The organism is Streptomyces sp. NPDC039736, assembly GCF_055596485.1.
The window spans coordinates 1-14,212 of the sequence record NZ_JBVIUQ010000026.1 but is presented as its reverse complement, the minus strand read 5'-3'; the positions used below and the strand labels follow the sequence as shown (position 1 = coordinate 14,212).

Annotated in this window: 19 protein-coding genes and 5 pseudogenes; 17 read left to right on the top strand and 7 right to left on the bottom strand. The window is 67.6% G+C overall.

Annotated elements, in window-relative coordinates; translation table 11 throughout:
- Positions 1-168: 168 nt before the first annotated feature.
- The 16 genes and pseudogenes from ACZ56L_RS35945 to ACZ56L_RS35870 all read left to right on the top strand — a co-directional run bounded on the left by ACZ56L_RS35945 (position 169) and on the right by ACZ56L_RS35870 (position 8,721).
- Positions 169-303 (top strand): hypothetical protein, encoded by a 135-nt coding sequence (locus tag ACZ56L_RS35945; RefSeq protein ID WP_471069488.1) that lies wholly within the window; start codon positions 169-171, stop codon positions 301-303.
- The gene (locus ACZ56L_RS35940; RefSeq protein WP_471069486.1) at positions 300-533 is read left to right on the top strand and encodes a hypothetical protein; all 234 of its coding nucleotides are present in this window, start codon (positions 300-302) and stop codon (positions 531-533) included. Before ACZ56L_RS35945 ends, ACZ56L_RS35940 begins: the two co-directional genes overlap by 4 nt.
- A gap of 502 nt (positions 534-1,035) precedes the next feature.
- Positions 1,036-1,185, top strand: coding sequence for a hypothetical protein (locus ACZ56L_RS35935; RefSeq protein WP_471068858.1), 150 nt, complete (start codon positions 1,036-1,038; stop codon positions 1,183-1,185).
- Positions 1,186-1,269: 84 nt separating this feature from the next.
- Positions 1,270-1,668: a DUF3307 domain-containing protein gene (locus tag ACZ56L_RS35930; RefSeq protein ID WP_471069484.1), complete on the top strand. Its 399-nt coding sequence runs from the start codon at positions 1,270-1,272 to the stop codon at positions 1,666-1,668.
- Between the two features lie 100 nt (positions 1,669-1,768).
- Complete coding sequence (locus ACZ56L_RS35925; protein WP_471069482.1) at positions 1,769-2,179, top strand: hypothetical protein; 411 nt, start codon at positions 1,769-1,771, stop codon at positions 2,177-2,179.
- Positions 2,176-2,301, top strand: coding sequence for a hypothetical protein (locus tag ACZ56L_RS35920; RefSeq protein ID WP_471069480.1), 126 nt, complete (start codon positions 2,176-2,178; stop codon positions 2,299-2,301). The genes ACZ56L_RS35925 and ACZ56L_RS35920 overlap by 4 nt, the downstream gene beginning before the upstream one ends.
- Before the next feature lie 96 nt (positions 2,302-2,397).
- A complete protein-coding gene (locus ACZ56L_RS35915) occupies positions 2,398-2,550 on the top strand; it encodes a hypothetical protein (RefSeq protein ID WP_471069478.1) in 153 nt (50 codons plus the stop codon).
- 712 nt (positions 2,551-3,262) lie between these two features.
- On the top strand, positions 3,263-3,796 hold the full coding sequence (locus ACZ56L_RS35910; protein WP_471069476.1) for a hypothetical protein: 534 nt from the start codon (positions 3,263-3,265) through the stop codon (positions 3,794-3,796).
- Between the two features lie 3 nt (positions 3,797-3,799).
- Positions 3,800-4,357 (top strand): annotated as a pseudogene (tpg, locus tag ACZ56L_RS35905) (telomere-protecting terminal protein Tpg).
- A gap of 126 nt (positions 4,358-4,483) precedes the next feature.
- On the top strand, positions 4,484-4,789 hold the full coding sequence (locus tag ACZ56L_RS35900; protein WP_471069474.1) for a hypothetical protein: 306 nt from the start codon (positions 4,484-4,486) through the stop codon (positions 4,787-4,789).
- Positions 4,790-5,145: 356 nt separating this feature from the next.
- Positions 5,146-6,054 carry a helix-turn-helix domain-containing protein gene (locus tag ACZ56L_RS35895; protein WP_471069472.1) on the top strand — a complete coding sequence of 303 codons (909 nt, stop codon included), beginning with the start codon at positions 5,146-5,148 and terminating at the stop codon, positions 6,052-6,054.
- Between the two features lies 1 nt (position 6,055).
- A pseudogene (locus ACZ56L_RS35890) lies at positions 6,056-6,208 on the top strand (YciI family protein); the annotation flags it as partial.
- A 536-nt stretch (positions 6,209-6,744) separates the two neighbouring features.
- The gene (locus tag ACZ56L_RS35885; protein WP_471069470.1) at positions 6,745-7,395 is read left to right on the top strand and encodes an HAD family hydrolase; all 651 of its coding nucleotides are present in this window, start codon (positions 6,745-6,747) and stop codon (positions 7,393-7,395) included.
- Complete coding sequence (locus tag ACZ56L_RS35880; protein ID WP_471069468.1) at positions 7,385-8,125, top strand: hypothetical protein; 741 nt, start codon at positions 7,385-7,387, stop codon at positions 8,123-8,125. Before ACZ56L_RS35885 ends, ACZ56L_RS35880 begins: the two co-directional genes overlap by 11 nt.
- A 118-nt stretch (positions 8,126-8,243) precedes the next feature.
- Positions 8,244-8,474, top strand: a complete 231-nt coding sequence (locus ACZ56L_RS35875) for a hypothetical protein (protein WP_471069466.1) — start codon at positions 8,244-8,246, stop codon at positions 8,472-8,474.
- Positions 8,464-8,721, top strand: a complete 258-nt coding sequence (locus ACZ56L_RS35870; RefSeq protein WP_471069464.1) for a hypothetical protein — start codon at positions 8,464-8,466, stop codon at positions 8,719-8,721. The genes ACZ56L_RS35875 and ACZ56L_RS35870 overlap by 11 nt, the downstream gene beginning before the upstream one ends.
- Positions 8,722-9,159: 438 nt before the next feature.
- Here the strand turns inward: ACZ56L_RS35870 and ACZ56L_RS35865 are convergent, their stop codons facing one another.
- Entirely contained in the window at positions 9,160-9,636 is a 477-nt protein-coding gene (locus tag ACZ56L_RS35865; protein WP_471069462.1) for a hypothetical protein, read from the bottom strand.
- A gap of 216 nt (positions 9,637-9,852) precedes the next feature.
- Between ACZ56L_RS35865 and ACZ56L_RS35860 the strand changes: the two genes are divergently transcribed.
- Positions 9,853-10,251, top strand: a complete 399-nt coding sequence (locus ACZ56L_RS35860; RefSeq protein WP_471069460.1) for a RidA family protein — start codon at positions 9,853-9,855, stop codon at positions 10,249-10,251.
- Positions 10,252-10,270: 19 nt separating this feature from the next.
- Here the strand turns inward: ACZ56L_RS35860 and ACZ56L_RS35855 are convergent.
- The 6 genes and pseudogenes from ACZ56L_RS35855 to ACZ56L_RS35830 form a co-directional block, all read right to left on the bottom strand.
- Positions 10,271-10,489 (bottom strand): annotated as a pseudogene (locus ACZ56L_RS35855) (IS5/IS1182 family transposase); the annotation flags it as partial.
- Between the two features lie 139 nt (positions 10,490-10,628).
- The gene (locus tag ACZ56L_RS35850) at positions 10,629-11,033 is read right to left on the bottom strand and encodes a DUF6009 family protein (protein ID WP_471069458.1); all 405 of its coding nucleotides are present in this window, start codon (positions 11,031-11,033) and stop codon (positions 10,629-10,631) included.
- Complete coding sequence (locus ACZ56L_RS35845) at positions 11,030-12,469, bottom strand: DNA primase family protein (RefSeq protein ID WP_471069492.1); 1,440 nt, start codon at positions 12,467-12,469, stop codon at positions 11,030-11,032. The genes ACZ56L_RS35850 and ACZ56L_RS35845 overlap by 4 nt, the downstream gene beginning before the upstream one ends.
- 643 nt (positions 12,470-13,112) lie before the next feature.
- A complete protein-coding gene (locus tag ACZ56L_RS35840) occupies positions 13,113-13,529 on the bottom strand; it encodes a helix-turn-helix domain-containing protein (RefSeq protein WP_471069490.1) in 417 nt (138 codons plus the stop codon).
- 38 nt (positions 13,530-13,567) lie between these two features.
- Positions 13,568-14,101, bottom strand: a pseudogene (locus ACZ56L_RS35835) (hypothetical protein); the annotation flags it as partial.
- Positions 14,102-14,104: 3 nt separating this feature from the next.
- Positions 14,105-14,212, bottom strand: a pseudogene (locus tag ACZ56L_RS35830) (IS5/IS1182 family transposase); the annotation flags it as partial.

The window sequence follows — 14,212 nt, the reverse complement described above, 5'->3', positions numbered from 1 at the left end:
ACGCGACCCCCGCAACTACCTGGCCTTCCTCGGCCTCGCCGCCGCCCTCTGCTGCTACAAGCGACTCGTCCGCCTCACCACGTAGGACACGGTCTGAAGGAACTGTGGACCTTCTGCGTCCCGACCCCCGTTCGATGGGAGCGCCCGATAATCCCCGCCCCGTACCGCATGAAGGGAGCCGCCCTCCTCCTGGGCGCCCGTACCGCCGGGGAGGTCGGCCCCTTCGGACCGTACGGCGGCGACGACGTCGACGAGCAGGACCAGGCGCACGCCGAGCCGGCCGACGACCGCACGGGCCGATGACCATGCTGTGGCGCACCGTGCTGTCCGCGCTCAAGGACCCTTCCTCGCCCGGTCGTGAGGAGACCATCGCCCGCGGTGCCGCCGCACTCGCCCTCAAGCGGACCCCCGCAGCCACCCCCGACGACGTCCTGGAGATCGCCCTGTACGAGTTCGGCGTCGTCATCGAACTGCCAACCGCGGCGACCGCGCTTACCGCGCACAGGGTGACCGAGTCCGGCCAGCAACGTTGACCACCGGTCCCCCTGGGGACCATGCCCGCGCTGCCGGACCGGACGGCCATGGTTGGGCCCCTGTCCGGTCCGGCAGCAGCACCAACTCCGATCTCGCAGGCGCACGTCTTCAGCGCCACCACCAAGCGGAGGGCAACCCCTCCTGAGCCCCGCATATGCCGATCACCGAGGTCAGGTCAGCGGCCCGGCGGCAGCATCGGCTTCAGGAGATGGGCACCGCCGGGCGACGTACAGCGCGGCACGAGGACCGGGCGCCGCCGCGGTGGGGTTCGCAACTCTCCGCTGCCAGCGCCCCGTTCGGTGGGCTGCGCTGACGTCAAGGCGCTGGTCAGGCACCGCTGGGTATGAAGCCGGACATCAACTCGCCCCGACCTGAGGTCGGTTGGGGAAACGAATTCCGCGAGGCCCCTTGCGCATTGTGCACACCCCTGGCAGAGTCTTCCTCGTGAGCACAAAGTGCACACCAGGCGGGCCGGACGGCCCACGACCCAGGGAGACCCCCATGAACGGTCACGACATCCAGGCCATGATCGAGCGGGAGAAGGCGGAGGAAGAGGCGCAGCGTCAGCGGCTCATCTCCCTCGCGGAGGCGCAGGCCGACGCGGTGATGGCGGCCGTGCAGGAGGAGCTGCGGCGCGAGCGCGGCTACTAGAGCAGCCAGGGGCGGCCGGACACTGCCAGGCGGACGGCCGCCCCCTTTCACCCCTCCCGACGCGAACCAGGGAAGGACACCGCCATGTTCGCATCGCTGTTCGTCCTCTTGTACCTCTCGCACCTGCTCGCGGACTACCCGTTCCAGACCGACCACCAGGCCGCGCACAAGGCCGCGAAGTCGGGCACCGGATGGCGGGCGAACCTCGCCCACGCCGGGACACACGTCCTCGTGTCGGCACTCGCGCTGACGGCCGGCCTTCTCGTCCTCGACCTGCCGCTGTCCCTCCCGGCAGCCGCGGCCGCTCTGCTGTGGATCGGCACGACCCACAGCATCATCGACCGCCGCTGGCCCGTCCTCGCCTGGATGGAACACATGCGCCAGCCGGAGTTCGCCGACCGCGGCGGGGCAGCCCATGTCGACCAGACCGCCCACCTCACCGCCCTCACGATCGCAGCCCTCACCCTGGCCGGCCTCAGCTGAGCCAGCACCGCACCGCACGCTCCACCGCCCCGATGGTCGCAGGCCGGGTCCGACTCCCGGCCGGGGCACGGGCCCGCACCCCGTGGGCCGCACCGAAGAAATGAGCAGCCACGTGTCCGTCAACGTCACCAAGACCACCCCGCACAGCGCGGAGATCACCTGGGAGCCGGGAGACGACCCGGACGGCCGGATCGCCTTCGCCGTCGACGGTGACCAGCTCGCCTACGCCTTGGAGACGCTGGGCAGCCCCACAGGCATCGTCCGCGACCCCGAGCCGACGGAGTCGCGCGACGTTCTCGCCGCCCGGCACGTCCACGACCTCGTGAAGGAGCTCAAGCGGCGGCACACCGCCCAGGTCGTCCACCTCCGCGACACCTACAACATGTCCTGGCGGAAGATCGCCGACGCCCTCTACGACGACCCGGGCATGCACTCCCACGCCCGGCGCGCCTACGACTCCGGACGCCTCAAGGCAGGCAACCCCACCAAGGAAAAGGAGCACGACTCATGAGCGAGCAGACCCCCGAAGATCTGATGGCCGCCCTCCGCAAGGCGGCTGAGGACCTGGAGGAGGCGACCCGGCGGCAGGCCGAGGCGATCGCCGAGGCCGCCCGGCGCGACGGCGGCTGCTGACCGCCGAAGCCGAACGTGGCAGCCAGCAGCAGCCCGAAGCACACGCACCTCCACCCCCGTACCCCCGCAGCACCACCGAGAGCCGAGGAGCACACCGTGCCGGACAACAGCAGCAGCCAGCAGGACCAGCAGAACAGCCAGAGCACCACTTCCAGTTCCAGCGACGCCGTGGTCATGGGCGACACCAGCAACAGCATCACCGGCGGCACCTACACCGAGCCGCTGGTCTTCGGTGACCTCACGCAGTAACCCCGGTACCAGCCCCTGTCCCGCATCCCGCACTCCCGGGATGCGGGACTTCGCTCGTGCGCCGTTCACGGGTGCGCGAGCGAAGAGGCCGCATTGGTGCTCAGGTCGCCCTGTGTGAGGTCGGGTCCCGGGGGAGGCACCGTCACTTGGCGGGTGCGGGATCGTTCGTACGGGCGTGACTACTTATCGCGCCGCTCTGGCCTGTGGTGTTGCAGCGTCGGCAGCTCTGCTTCCCCTCTCGTTCGCCACTCCGGCGAGCGCCACGGACGTCATCGGTATCGGCAACAGCGCCCACAACAACGGATGCAGCAACAAAGGCGGCCCCAGTGCCCTGGCGGCCACTGGGTTCGCCACAGGTGCGGCGAGCGCCCTCACCACAGCCGTGCCTCTCGGCACCCCCACCAACCAGTGCGGCGGCCTTGGCGCCCCGCTAGTCGACCAAGTGGTAGAGAACGCCGCGAACTGCAATCCGCTCGCGGCCGGACAGTGCGTCGGTAACAACTTCCAGACGGGCGGCGCGCTCGAGGGCGGCCTCACGAGCGGGGGTGGTGCTGCGGGATAGAGGGCCGTGTCCGCTTCCCGTACGGAAGCGGACTCGAAGGCCCGCGGGGGACGGGAGCTGCCAGACTTCCACCGTGACCGCCGGCCACTGGGTACGGGGCCTGGCGCCCGCACCGGAACCTCGAACGCCACCGGCACAGCCGACTCTCGGGTGGAAACCGACCTCCATCGCCCCGAGTTCCTCGAGGCGATGGCGCGGCGCAAGCAGGTCGACCCGACGATGGCGCTGCTGGAGACCGCGATCAAGGCGATAGCGAAGGGCGCGATCGGCAAGCTGCGCCAGCGGTCCCGGGGCCAGGTGCCGTACTACGAGCCCTACCCGGCATTGGACCGGTGGACGTGGCGCCCGGACATCCGGGCCGCCGTGCTGGCGAGCCAGCGGACCGGCCTGCACCGCAAGCTGATGAAGACGGCGGCCGCCGCCGACCTGTACCCGGTCGCGATCGGCACCGACGCGATCGTCTACCCCTCGCCCGGTCCGTCCCCGCTGGACGTCCTGCCGTACACGCCCGAGGGCAAGCCGGCGCCGGGCACGTTCCGGCTCGGCGTCTCGCTGGGGATGGTGAAGTGGCAAGGTACCCAGACCGTCCTGTGGGCGGAGCAGCAGTTCGAGGAGCGCGGCGGCGTCTTCAACATCTCCAATCTCATCAAGACCGCCGACCCGACGGCCGGAGAAGGGGAGTAACCCATGGTCGACTCGCTCGGGGGCAGTCTGGACCGCGCACTGGAGAAGGCGTTCACCCGCCCCTCTTCCAAGAGCGCCTAGGCGCAGATGAAGTACCTCGTCAAGCAGCTCAAGGGCACCAGGGCCGCCGCCCAGGTGCTCGGGATCTCCCAGCGCACCGTGGAGCGGTACGTGACGGGCAAGCTCAAGCGGCCCCGCCAGGACCTGCGCGGCCGTCTGGAGCGCGAGGTGAAGAAGAGGTGGCAGCCGCAGATCCGCGCGAAGGCGAGGAAGAAGGCGGCGACCACGGACGGCCTGGTCGTCTCCACCCGCGCCCGCTTCGGCTTCGAAGCCGCCGACGGCACGACCGACGACGCCCGGATCCGCGACATCACCCAGGCCCTGCCGCCCGAGTACGCCGACAAGCTGTTCACCGCACGAGAGCAGGGCGCCACCGAGCAGCAGCTCCAGCAGATCGCCGCCGACGGCCTCGCCCAGATGTACTTCCGCGCCAACAACTCCCGCGCGCACGGCCTGGACGTGGAGTTCACCGACATGGAACGGCTCGACATCGAGCTGTGATCACCCGCCATGGCAGGGGCCCCGAACCGCGCACCGGTTCAGGTCCCCTGCCATAGGGCGGGCCGTCGCCATGTCAGGCACATCACCGGTCCTCTGTCCACAGGCCCGGTCGGGCCTGATGAGCAGATGACTGCTGACGACGTGAAGTGCGCGGCCCGGACCCGCGCCAAGATCCTGGAGGGCTTCGCCCGCGCGGAGCGGGCTCTGTTCACCCGGCCCGTGCCGAAGTCCGCGCGAGCGCAGATGAAATTCCTTCGCACGCGGGAGAAGGGCTCCACCACGTCCCTGACGGCCCGTCTGGGTGTCTCCCGCAAGGCGGTGCAGCGCTACCTCTCGGGTACCTCCGCCAAGCCGAACAAGCGCCTCCAGGCCGCCCTGGTGGAAGCAACCGAGTCGGAGTGGCAGCCGCAGGTCAGGGCACGTGCGAGGTAGCACGCGGCGTCCTCGGGCGGGCTGGTCATCTCCTGCCGGGCGTACTTCGGATTCGGTCCGGAGGGCACCTCGGACTGTGCGACATCCCGTGGGTTCCCGTGGTTCTTGCCGGAACCCTGAGCCCCTGGCCTGGGGCTTCTCTCTCGTTCGCGTGATCGGCCGGTCAGTGACGTGACTTCGGGATTCCTGAAGCTTTCTCGTCCGATCTGAGCAGTCTGCAGTCTGGTCGAAGGCGGGGGGCGCATGCTGTCGACGCTGGCGGTGGTGAGAAAACTCGGCAGAGTTCTGGAGAGCTCACGGGATGTCGCACTGAGGCGCTTGAGTCTCCAGCCGCCGGAGGGTTCAGGATCTTACTCATGGACGACGAACGCCCCGACGTGCTCACCATTGGCCGGCTCGCGCATCGCACGGGACTTCCGGTACGTACCCTGCGCTTCTGGTCGGATGCGGGGGCGGTGCCGCCTGTGGGCCGTTCCGCGGGCGGCTACCGGTTGTACGACGTCGAGTCCGTGGCCCGCGTCGAGCTGGTCCGCACCCTGCGGGAGCTGGGCCTCGGGCTCGACGATGTGTGCCGTGTCCTGAGCGGCCGCACCACGGTCGCCGGGGTCGCTGACGCGCATGTGGCCGCGCTTGACGCGCAGATCCGCTCACTCAAGGTGAGCCGTGCCGTCCTGTCCACCGTGGCGAAACGGGGTTCGACCGTTGAGGAGACAGCACTGATGAACCGGTTGGCGCGGCTTTCCGCCGCCGAACGCAAGCAGATCATCGACGAGTTCAAGGAGGAGGTGTTCGGCGACCTCGACGACCCTCGCCTGCGCGAGCGGATGCGCACCTACAGCATCGAATTGCCCGACGATCCCACACCTGAGCAGGTCGACGCCTGGATCGAATTGGCCGAATTGGTGCGGGAGCCCGGGTTCCGCGCCCGGTTGCGCACATGGATGGAGCTCAACACGCCCGTACCGGGGCAGAGCCGTCCTCCCGGGGCGTCCATCTGGTGGGCCAGGCAGATCGTGCAGACCGTCGCGGAGGTCAGAAAGGGCGGGGTCGCTCCCGAGGGGCCGGCAGCGGCCGACGTGCTGTCCGAGCTGTTCGGTGGCGCCGATCGGACCGCCGTGCTGCGCAGCCTGGAGGCCGGGATCGAGGCAGGAGCGGAGCACTACCGCAGGCTCGTCGCCCGTGTGCGCGGGCAGAATTCGTCGCCCGACGCGACCGAGGAACTGGAATGGCTGGCGCGGGCCCTGCGCGCCGCGGATCAGACCTGACCTGGTGCTCGACCTCGGCACGGGGCAGGCCGCCGACCTTGCGGGGCCGCTCGACCGGGACGAGCTGCTCGCCTACGGGCCGCGGCTGTCCGACAACGGCGCCACCCGGCTGGGGACTGCGGCGTTGGTCCGGAGGCCGGACCCGGACACGGCACCGCCGCCCGTGCTCTCCGTGTCCGTGCTGGCGTCCTCGGCGATCAGGTCGTCCAGCCGCGAGCGGGTCACCGCCGACAGCCTGCCCACGGTGACCGCGCAGAACCGCTCCTCGAAGGTGCTGACCGCCGAGCCCACCAGCCGGGCGATACGCCCGGGCGTCGGCGGCTCCAGCCGGTCGTTGCGGCAGCGGGCCCCGCGTGCGGGCAGTGCAGGAGTCCGCACGTCTGGCCGCCGATCCAGAACTGATCACTGACGGCTGCCTCCTAGCTCCCCGCGCTCCTGGGAGGTAGCTGGGAGCTGAGAGTCGGAAATGGGACTGTTGCCCTGTTTGCCTGGGAGGTGAGAACAGTGAATTGCCAGGTCGACGCGTTGCTGTGAGGTGAGCTGGGAGTCTGGAAGGTGAGCCTTGCAAGCGCGGCCCTTGGCGGTCACGCGTGCGCCGTCGCATGTGAGGCCGGTCGATGTCCTTGCGCTCCGCTGAACGGCGTTGCTAGCGTCCTGGGAAAATACGCTCAGGATGCTGGGACGGGTGGGATGAAGAACACTTCGGCGATTTTGTTCGACATCGGGAATGTTCTCTTCTGCGACCCCTGGGAGACCCTTCTCCTCACACCGGGAGGAGGGCTGGCCGATGAGCGCGGCTGGGACCGTCAGCTCGTCTCCGCAACGGCCCGACGCCTGTGGGATAAATTCAGCATTGCCGAATACGACGAAGCCGAGTACTGGCAGGACTTGGGGTCGGCACTCGGTGAGGAAATCACACGGAACCAGATCGAGGAACTGGAGGTTCGCCTACTCCACTGCAACCCCGATGCCGAACTCATAATGAAAACCGCGCAGAACACGGGAAAGCCACTGGGAATCGTCTCCAACAACACCAGCTTCTGGTTCGCCAAACAGTGGAAATGGCTCGGCCTGGAGAACTACATCGATACCGGTCTCGTCTTCGTTTCCCACACCCTGGGCGTCAGCAAGTCATCACCCGGAACCGGGCTCTTCGAGCATGCTGCCCGAGTGGTCCATCCCAGGACCAGCCTGATCGTGGAGGATCGGCAGGAAAATCTGCGGCGGGCTAAAGAGGTCGGCTTCAGGACGCAGTGCTACTCCCTCTCCGAGTCGCCCACTCTGCCGGCTTTCCTGTGGGGGCAACCAGCATCCGGTCAGGGAGAGCGGGATGAGCGCTGAGCCACCGCAGGGACCCTTACCCGGTCCGGATTCGCCACCGCACGCCGATCCGACCCCGATGCCGCCCGGGTGGATCGATCCGCCGACGGTGACCGTCCCACCACCTGCCGGTCCCGTACCGGGACAAGGCCGGCCGCCGACGGCTCCCGACGTGCTGCGAAATCGACTCGACACGCGACTGGCGGAGTATTCGACATTACGGCAGGAAAGCCTCCAGGCCATCTCCAACCGCATCCAGGTCATGAACTTCGCGTTCACCTCGCTGACCGTTATCCTTGCCGCACTCCTCGCCTCCGACGTTCCACGCACCCTCCTCATTCTGGTGAGCTTGCTATTCGTTCCCATCGCTTCGAAAGCGAGCGCACTGGTTTGGCTCGGGGAGTACCACCGGTCACAGCGCGCCGGGCAGGGCGTGCGGTATCTGGAGGGGCGCATCAATGAACTGCTGGGCGGCGGCGATAATCTTTCCTGGGAAAATTCCCTTTACTCACAGAGCACACACATGGGTTACCCATATGTGGCGACGGTGCTCTTCATTCTGAGTACCGGAGTATTCGGCGAATGTCTCGGCGGTTTCTATCTGGTCCAGGCCGTCGGCGAAAAGACCACGTTTCCGTCGCTGTGGTGCGCCACTCTGGTAGTCATCTACGCGCTGGCTATCGAGGTCAGCTTCCTCCTCTTCTTCCGCAAGCGCTGGGTCGCCATCCGTCGTCATTCGCACCGCGCGTGAAACATGAATCCTGTACGCATACAAGTCAGCCGGGGCCCGATTGTCCGTACCTCGCTCCCGCACCGCGCCCCGGCGATACCGTGGGGAGACACGCCAGAGAGAAGCCCAGGAGCCCCGGATGAGTCAGCAGTCGGCCCCCGTGCCCGCCCGCCAGCCCCTCGATGAGCACGCCGCCGAATCGGCCCGCGCATACGCGGCCGACCAGCGCGCCAAGGTCGACGTCCTCGCCTCGGTGCTGGAGGACATCGCCGCCCACGGCTACCCCTCGCCCGAGTCCGGCGTGCCGTGGGAGACCGCCCGCGACGCCCACCTCGCCCGCCTCGCGGACGAGCAGCCGCGTGTCGCCTGACCACGGCGCGCGCCGCTCGCGCGTCATCATGGTCGAGCCCGCGCTCACCCAGCTCGCGAAGCTCACCGCGTCCGAGACACACCGCCTGGACCGCGCGATCGTCGCGATCAGCGTCAACCCCGAGCTCGGCACCGAGGTGCCCAACACCCTGCTGCGCGACTACGCGGACGAGGTCGACGAAGTCCGCGTCATCTACTTCGTCACCGCCCTGAGGACGATCGCGATCGTGGCGTACGTCGAAGCCTGATCGACAGGTAGCAGCGCCCCGGATCCGCTTGGATCCGGGGCGCTGCTCTGTCTGCTGCCCGGCTGCTGCTGGTGGCGGTCGGGGGTACCGCAGAGCGATGACATTCCGAAGGCCGGCCCCAGGCACCGTACGGGTGCTGCACGGGTAGCAGGCCGTTGCAGCGGCCTGTGCAGCAAACGGCCGCTCGGCTGCTGCACGGCGTGCTGCGACCCTCAGCCGGCGGTGCCGGTGGCCCACCGCTCCAGGTCGCTCATCGACTTCTTCAGCAGGGTGCGACGGCCTGGGCGACTCCGTATCCCAGACCTATTGCGACAAAAAGGATCAGCCGGAGCAAACATCACGCGCAGGTTCTGCTCTGCCTCACCAGGTGACGGGCTGATGCCCTCTTCGCGATGCTCCGTGATCGCACCTTCTACGCGTCCCGGCCTGCGGTCACGATCACATGACCAGCGGCTCAGCCAGAAGGACGACCCGATCGGCCTCGACATCGAAGCCGAGTACCGGATGGCCGTAGTCGCCCTCCGGATCCATCAGGACCGGCTTGCCCAAGAGTTGCCCGATCTCGCGGAGGAAACCACAGAACACATCAAGTCGTTCCTGGCCCTGCAACTCCCGCAGGTCAACGTCGAAGTCGATGACTTCGCCGTCAAGGAAACGGAAGATCACCAGCATGTCGGAAGCTGGCCAGACCCGCAGGTCTGGGCACTCGGCGTCCGCCGGGCGGCACAGCACGGCCTCCGCACGGGGCACCGTCTCGCCTTCGGAGTACTGGAACGTCCAGCCTTTCTCCACGACAAGGTCGAGGACCGCCTGCCAGTCCTCTGCCGAGGCATCCGGGACACGCACGTCCGGCAACGACCCCATCAAGTCCGGGTCGAAGAAGGAAATCGCGTCATCCCACAGCAGATCAGCCACCGCGCCATGCTGCCTGGCTCCTCGCCCCAACGCACCCCCGTTTCGCTTGACCAAAGACGTAGGGGCACCCCCGGTGCATGCAGAAACGGCGCCGCACCGTGAGGTGCAGCGCCGTGTTGCCCGGCCGCCCGGCCGGGCGGGCGGGTTAGGCACTGTCCGGCGGATCACGAGCAGTGCTCTCCAGGAACCGACTTCCGGTCGTGGCATGATCGCGTTATGGAGCACTTCATACGTCCCAACGGTTCACCGCCTGTCAACGGATACAGCCACGCGGTCGCGTTCACCGGAGCGATGGTCGCCGTCTCGGGTCAGGTTCCTGTGGACGGCGACGGGAATCTGGTTGGTAAAGAGGACGCAGAGGCGCAGGTCCGGCAGGTCTACGCGAATCTGACCACTGCCTTGAAGGCAGCGGGCTCCGGCCTGGAACACATAGTCAAACTGACGGTCTATCTCACCGATCTGAACGATCTGGGCGCGTTCCGCAAAGTACGCGACGAGTACCAGGACGCAGAGAACCCGCCCGCGTGCTCCTTGGTGAGGGTTGCCGGGCTTGTTCACCCAGACTTCCGGGTCGAGGTGGACGCGTTGGCCATGGCACCGAGCGCGGAGTATTAATGAGGCGCTGCCCAGCAGATCATGGTCGGAGCCATAGGCGGATCGCCGCTGCGGTGACCGTGCCGTAGAAGACGCAGGCCCGCTTGTCGTAACGGGTGGCGACCGCCCGAGAGTTCTTGAGCCGGTTAATGGTCCGCTCGACCTCGTTGCGACGCCGGTAATGCTCCTGATCGAACCCGGCGGGCCTGCCGCCCGCACTGCCTCTGCGCCGGCGGTTGGCTTGTTGGTCCCTCGGCGGTGACCCGTTACGGAAGTTGAGTCGCTTCAGTCGCTGCGGGGTATGAGTGAGGCCCATTGAACAGGGCTTTTCTCTAGTTCCTGTCGCAGCGACTGAGCTGGGCAGGGCGCCCTTACGCTGGCAGCAGCAGGCGAAGGGCTCATGACCGGGGCAGTGTTATGCCGAGTTCCTGCATGGCGGGGGAGGCGGGGCCGGCCTGGCTGCGCTCCGTCTTGTGCCCGGTTTCGCGGGGGGCCAGGGTGCGGGGGTCGACGGCCTCACCGGGGGCTCCGGTCTCGTAGTAGCCGTGGGGCTGGCTGTCTCGGTCGTGGGGGGCGAGCCAGAACACGCGGCGCAAGAAGGTTCCGGACGCTCGGGAAGCGCGCGCGGTGTCGGCGAGGAGGGCGTAGCCGACCATGCGTCCATCACGGTGGAAGGACGGCCGTTTCGTTCGCCAGGGGACCCGATCCACGTGCTGGCGTACGTAGTCGAGGGGTTCAATGTCTTCCAGCCAGACGAGTTCGCTCTCGTGGGCGATCTCGTGGGGCTCGATCAGGGAACTCATGCGTCGTCTCCTGCTTCCTGTACGAGCCCAATGCCCGGATAGAACTTTTTCTGGTTGGACAGCACCATGTCCTTGGGGCTGGCCAGGCCTGCAACTTCGCGGACGCGGGCGGCGAAGGCGCGGTTGGAGAGCGGGGTGGCGCCTTCCATCTCGCACCAGGAACGGTAGTTGGTGTAAAGGGAACGCTGCTCGGCTCGCATGGCGGGGTCGAGGAGGCAGCACTCGCTGAGGAAACGTCCGGTGTGGTCCTCGGTCTCCGCGTACGACGTGGTGGCGGTCTGCACCTGCTGGGGGCCGGTGAGGTCGCGGGGGCCGGTGAGGTAGCGGGTGGCGCCGGTGATGAGCCAGTGCAGGATGCCAGGCCCTTCTTCCGCGACCAGGACGTCGGCCAGGTTGTCGATTTTGAGATGGTCGGCGACGACCCGCTCGAAGGGCAGCAGGCGGATGCGCCGCCAGAAGGCGTAGCCTCCGGTGCCGACCTCGGGGCGGTGGTTGCCCAGGAGCCACAGCTTGTGAGTGGGGGCGAAGGAGAAGAAGTCCTGCCGCATCCGGCGAGCCTTGATGCGGTCTCCGCCGGTCAGCAGTTTCACGCGTGCTTCGTCGAAGCGGTCGCCGGCCTTGAGTTCGGAGCACACGATGATGCGCCGTCCGTGGAGCTCGGCGAGGTCGGTGGGGTGGCCTTCGAAGGGACGGGCCATCAGAAAGCCGGGTGGAGCGGCGTCCGCGTAGTCGCCCAGTAGTTTGACCACGACGTCCAGGAGGACGGACTTGCCGTTCTTGCCTCGGCCGAAGAGAAAGGGCATCACCTGTGCGCCGACGTCCCCGGTGATGGAGTAGCCGAGCAGTTGATGCAGGAAGGCGATCATCTCGATGCCCTCGGGATGGCTGCCGAAGGTGTCTTCGAGGAACTTGTCCCAGCGGGGTGTCTCCATCGCGACCGGTGCCAGACTGGTGGCACGGGAATGGTGGTGCTTCTCGGGGTCTGCTGGGGCGACGAGTCCGGTCGTCAGATCCACGATGCCGGCTGGCGTGCACAGCGCGTACGGGTCGGCATCCAGGAGCGCTGCGTTCAGGACCATGCCGGGCGAGGTCCTGGCTTGCGTCAGCATGGCCTTGAGACCGGACGTCGACAGAGCCCGGCGCCTGAAAGCTCGTACCTCGCGGTCGGTGAAGGTGCCGCTGGGGTCGCTGTCAGCGAGACCTTCGGCCATGTCCCCCGCCGCCCAGACGACGCTGTCGTCCTCGTCCAGCTCCCACCGGTACCCGCCCCACCGGTACCAGCCGATGCCGGGGACATGGCGGAACTCCCGGCCGTGCCTTTGCACGAACAGCTTGGCGCCGCCCCGGTCCGAGAGCGAACCCGGAAGGTACCCGGATACCTCCGAGCTCGGTACGGCTGTGGGGGCAGGGGTTCCCTGGGCCGGGAAGTTCAGCATCTGCGCGGCCGCGGTGGCCGCGTCGAAGAGCGCCTCCTGGTCGGGGGTGTCAGTCACGTACAGTCTCCCGGTCCACGGGTGATGCGGTACTCCCAGCGGTGCTCGGCCGCTGAACGAAATCTTGAGTCGCTGCAGTAAAACCCCAGGTCATTGGGCATGTCCTCCTCCTGTCAGCGACTCAAGCGACTCAAGCTCTGCATTGGTGTCAGCACAGGCTAACCGAGCGCACCGGTCCCTCCCGGCATAACCCCCCTCTGCACGCGGGGAAACCGGGTTGCGCCAGTCGCACCCAGCGACTGGCAGCTGGCGCAGCGACCAGGGAAATGTTCAGTCGCTGCGCTGGAAGAATAAGAAATACCAGTTCAGAGGCATGCGCAGTCCGGATTAGCGACTGAAGCGACTCAAGGTTGCTATCTATGAACGCACCAGGAATGCAAGTAGTCATGTGCGCGCGCATACACACGCGGGCGCGTTGCTCTGATAGATGCAAACCTTCAGTCGCTTCAGTCGCTGCCGGGGCGTCCACCACCGGTCTGACCTGCTACTTCCTCTACTGCTGTGAACAGAGACTCAGTCGCAGTCAGTCGCTGCGAGTTCAGTCGCTCCGCCCTCGCGGATTCCAACGGCCCGCTTGGACACCGAGTCAAACGCCGAGGCTGCCTCCACGTTGTACGTGCACACCTGACCCAGGTCTGGGGAAGCACGGCCTGCGGGGGCGATGTTGTGGAGGCCCAGGTGGCGGAGATGCACGTGCCCGGCCCCGGGCGGCCTGCTGGAGGACAGGGTCGGCCTTGTGCCGCACGCTGTCCCGGGTGCGTTTCCAGCGAAAACCCCCGCGGTGCAGCAGCTCGTTCAGCCAGTCCGTGGAGATGAGCACCCCGCGCTCGACGCGCAGCCAGCCGCACAGGGCCGCGGCACTCCAGGTGATCCCCTTGGCTGCGGAGTCGTCCAGCAACTCGGCCAGTGCCGCCCGGTCGTCAGGTCCCAGCAGCCTTGCCGGACGGCCGGAACGCGGCGCATCGGGCAGCCCTGCGATCCCGCCCTTCTCCAGGCGGTCGATCTGCCGACGTGCGATCAGTGCCCGGACGAAGCTGGTCGCTATTCGTTCGGCAGGTGTTCGGCCGGGCCTGTGGCGGACGGGTGGCGGTGTGCTGATTCGAGGATTTTCGCCGCACCGCGCAGGGCAGCGTTGTGAGGTCCGGGAACCGGTCGCACGGGCACGCGGAGTTCTCCGGCGAGCTGGTAGGTGAATTCAGGCCGCAGAGCGCCGCCGTCGGCCAGGAGGACTCCGTTGTGGAGGGCGTCGAGTGTCTCGGAGGTGCGGTCTGATTTGAGCATGTCGGTCACCGCTTCGGTGACATCGCGGTAGGTGGTCGAGTGGTCGAGGTCGTCGGTGCCGAGGACGATGCTGTGGGCGTCGGCGACGGCACCGTCGATGAGGAGGAAGACCTCGGTGAGGTGGGCACCGATGTCGACGATGAGTAGCGGGCGGGTCGTGTCCTTGCCGGCGCCCAGTGCGACCGCTGTGGCGCTGGGGATGGCCAGGACAGTACGTGGTTGCAGTACGTCCAGCGCGGTGCGAGCTGCCCTGCGGTAGGCGACGCCACCGAGGACGGGTGCGGTTAAGAGGACATCTCATTTGGTGAGTCTGCGGTAGCAGATGAGGGTGCAGGCGATGCTGGTGAAGGCGAGGAAGTGGGCGGCTTTGCGTTCGTAGCGGCGGTGGAGGCGGCGGCAGCCGGT

Bases quoted from the DNA above. Each gene is read 5' to 3' on its own strand.
- ACZ56L_RS35945 (WP_471069488.1), top strand. From the start codon at position 169: ATGAAGGGAGCCGCCCTCCTCCTGGGCGCCCGTACCGCCGGGGAGGTC.
- ACZ56L_RS35940 (WP_471069486.1), top strand. From the start codon at position 300: ATGACCATGCTGTGGCGCACCGTGCTGTCCGCGCTCAAGGACCCTTCC.
- ACZ56L_RS35935 (WP_471068858.1), top strand. From the start codon at position 1,036: ATGAACGGTCACGACATCCAGGCCATGATCGAGCGGGAGAAGGCGGAG.
- ACZ56L_RS35930 (WP_471069484.1), top strand. From the start codon at position 1,270: ATGTTCGCATCGCTGTTCGTCCTCTTGTACCTCTCGCACCTGCTCGCG.
- ACZ56L_RS35925 (WP_471069482.1), top strand. From the start codon at position 1,769: ATGAGCAGCCACGTGTCCGTCAACGTCACCAAGACCACCCCGCACAGC.
- ACZ56L_RS35920 (WP_471069480.1), top strand. From the start codon at position 2,176: ATGAGCGAGCAGACCCCCGAAGATCTGATGGCCGCCCTCCGCAAGGCG.
- ACZ56L_RS35900 (WP_471069474.1), top strand. From the start codon at position 4,484: ATGACTGCTGACGACGTGAAGTGCGCGGCCCGGACCCGCGCCAAGATC.
- ACZ56L_RS35895 (WP_471069472.1), top strand. From the start codon at position 5,146: ATGGACGACGAACGCCCCGACGTGCTCACCATTGGCCGGCTCGCGCAT.
- ACZ56L_RS35885 (WP_471069470.1), top strand. From the start codon at position 6,745: ATGAAGAACACTTCGGCGATTTTGTTCGACATCGGGAATGTTCTCTTC.
- ACZ56L_RS35880 (WP_471069468.1), top strand. From the start codon at position 7,385: ATGAGCGCTGAGCCACCGCAGGGACCCTTACCCGGTCCGGATTCGCCA.
- ACZ56L_RS35875 (WP_471069466.1), top strand. From the start codon at position 8,244: ATGAGTCAGCAGTCGGCCCCCGTGCCCGCCCGCCAGCCCCTCGATGAG.
- ACZ56L_RS35860 (WP_471069460.1), top strand. From the start codon at position 9,853: ATGGAGCACTTCATACGTCCCAACGGTTCACCGCCTGTCAACGGATAC.
- ACZ56L_RS35850 (WP_471069458.1), bottom strand. From the start codon at position 11,033: ATGAGTTCCCTGATCGAGCCCCACGAGATCGCCCACGAGAGCGAACTC.
- ACZ56L_RS35845 (WP_471069492.1), bottom strand. From the start codon at position 12,469: ATGCTGAACTTCCCGGCCCAGGGAACCCCTGCCCCCACAGCCGTACCG.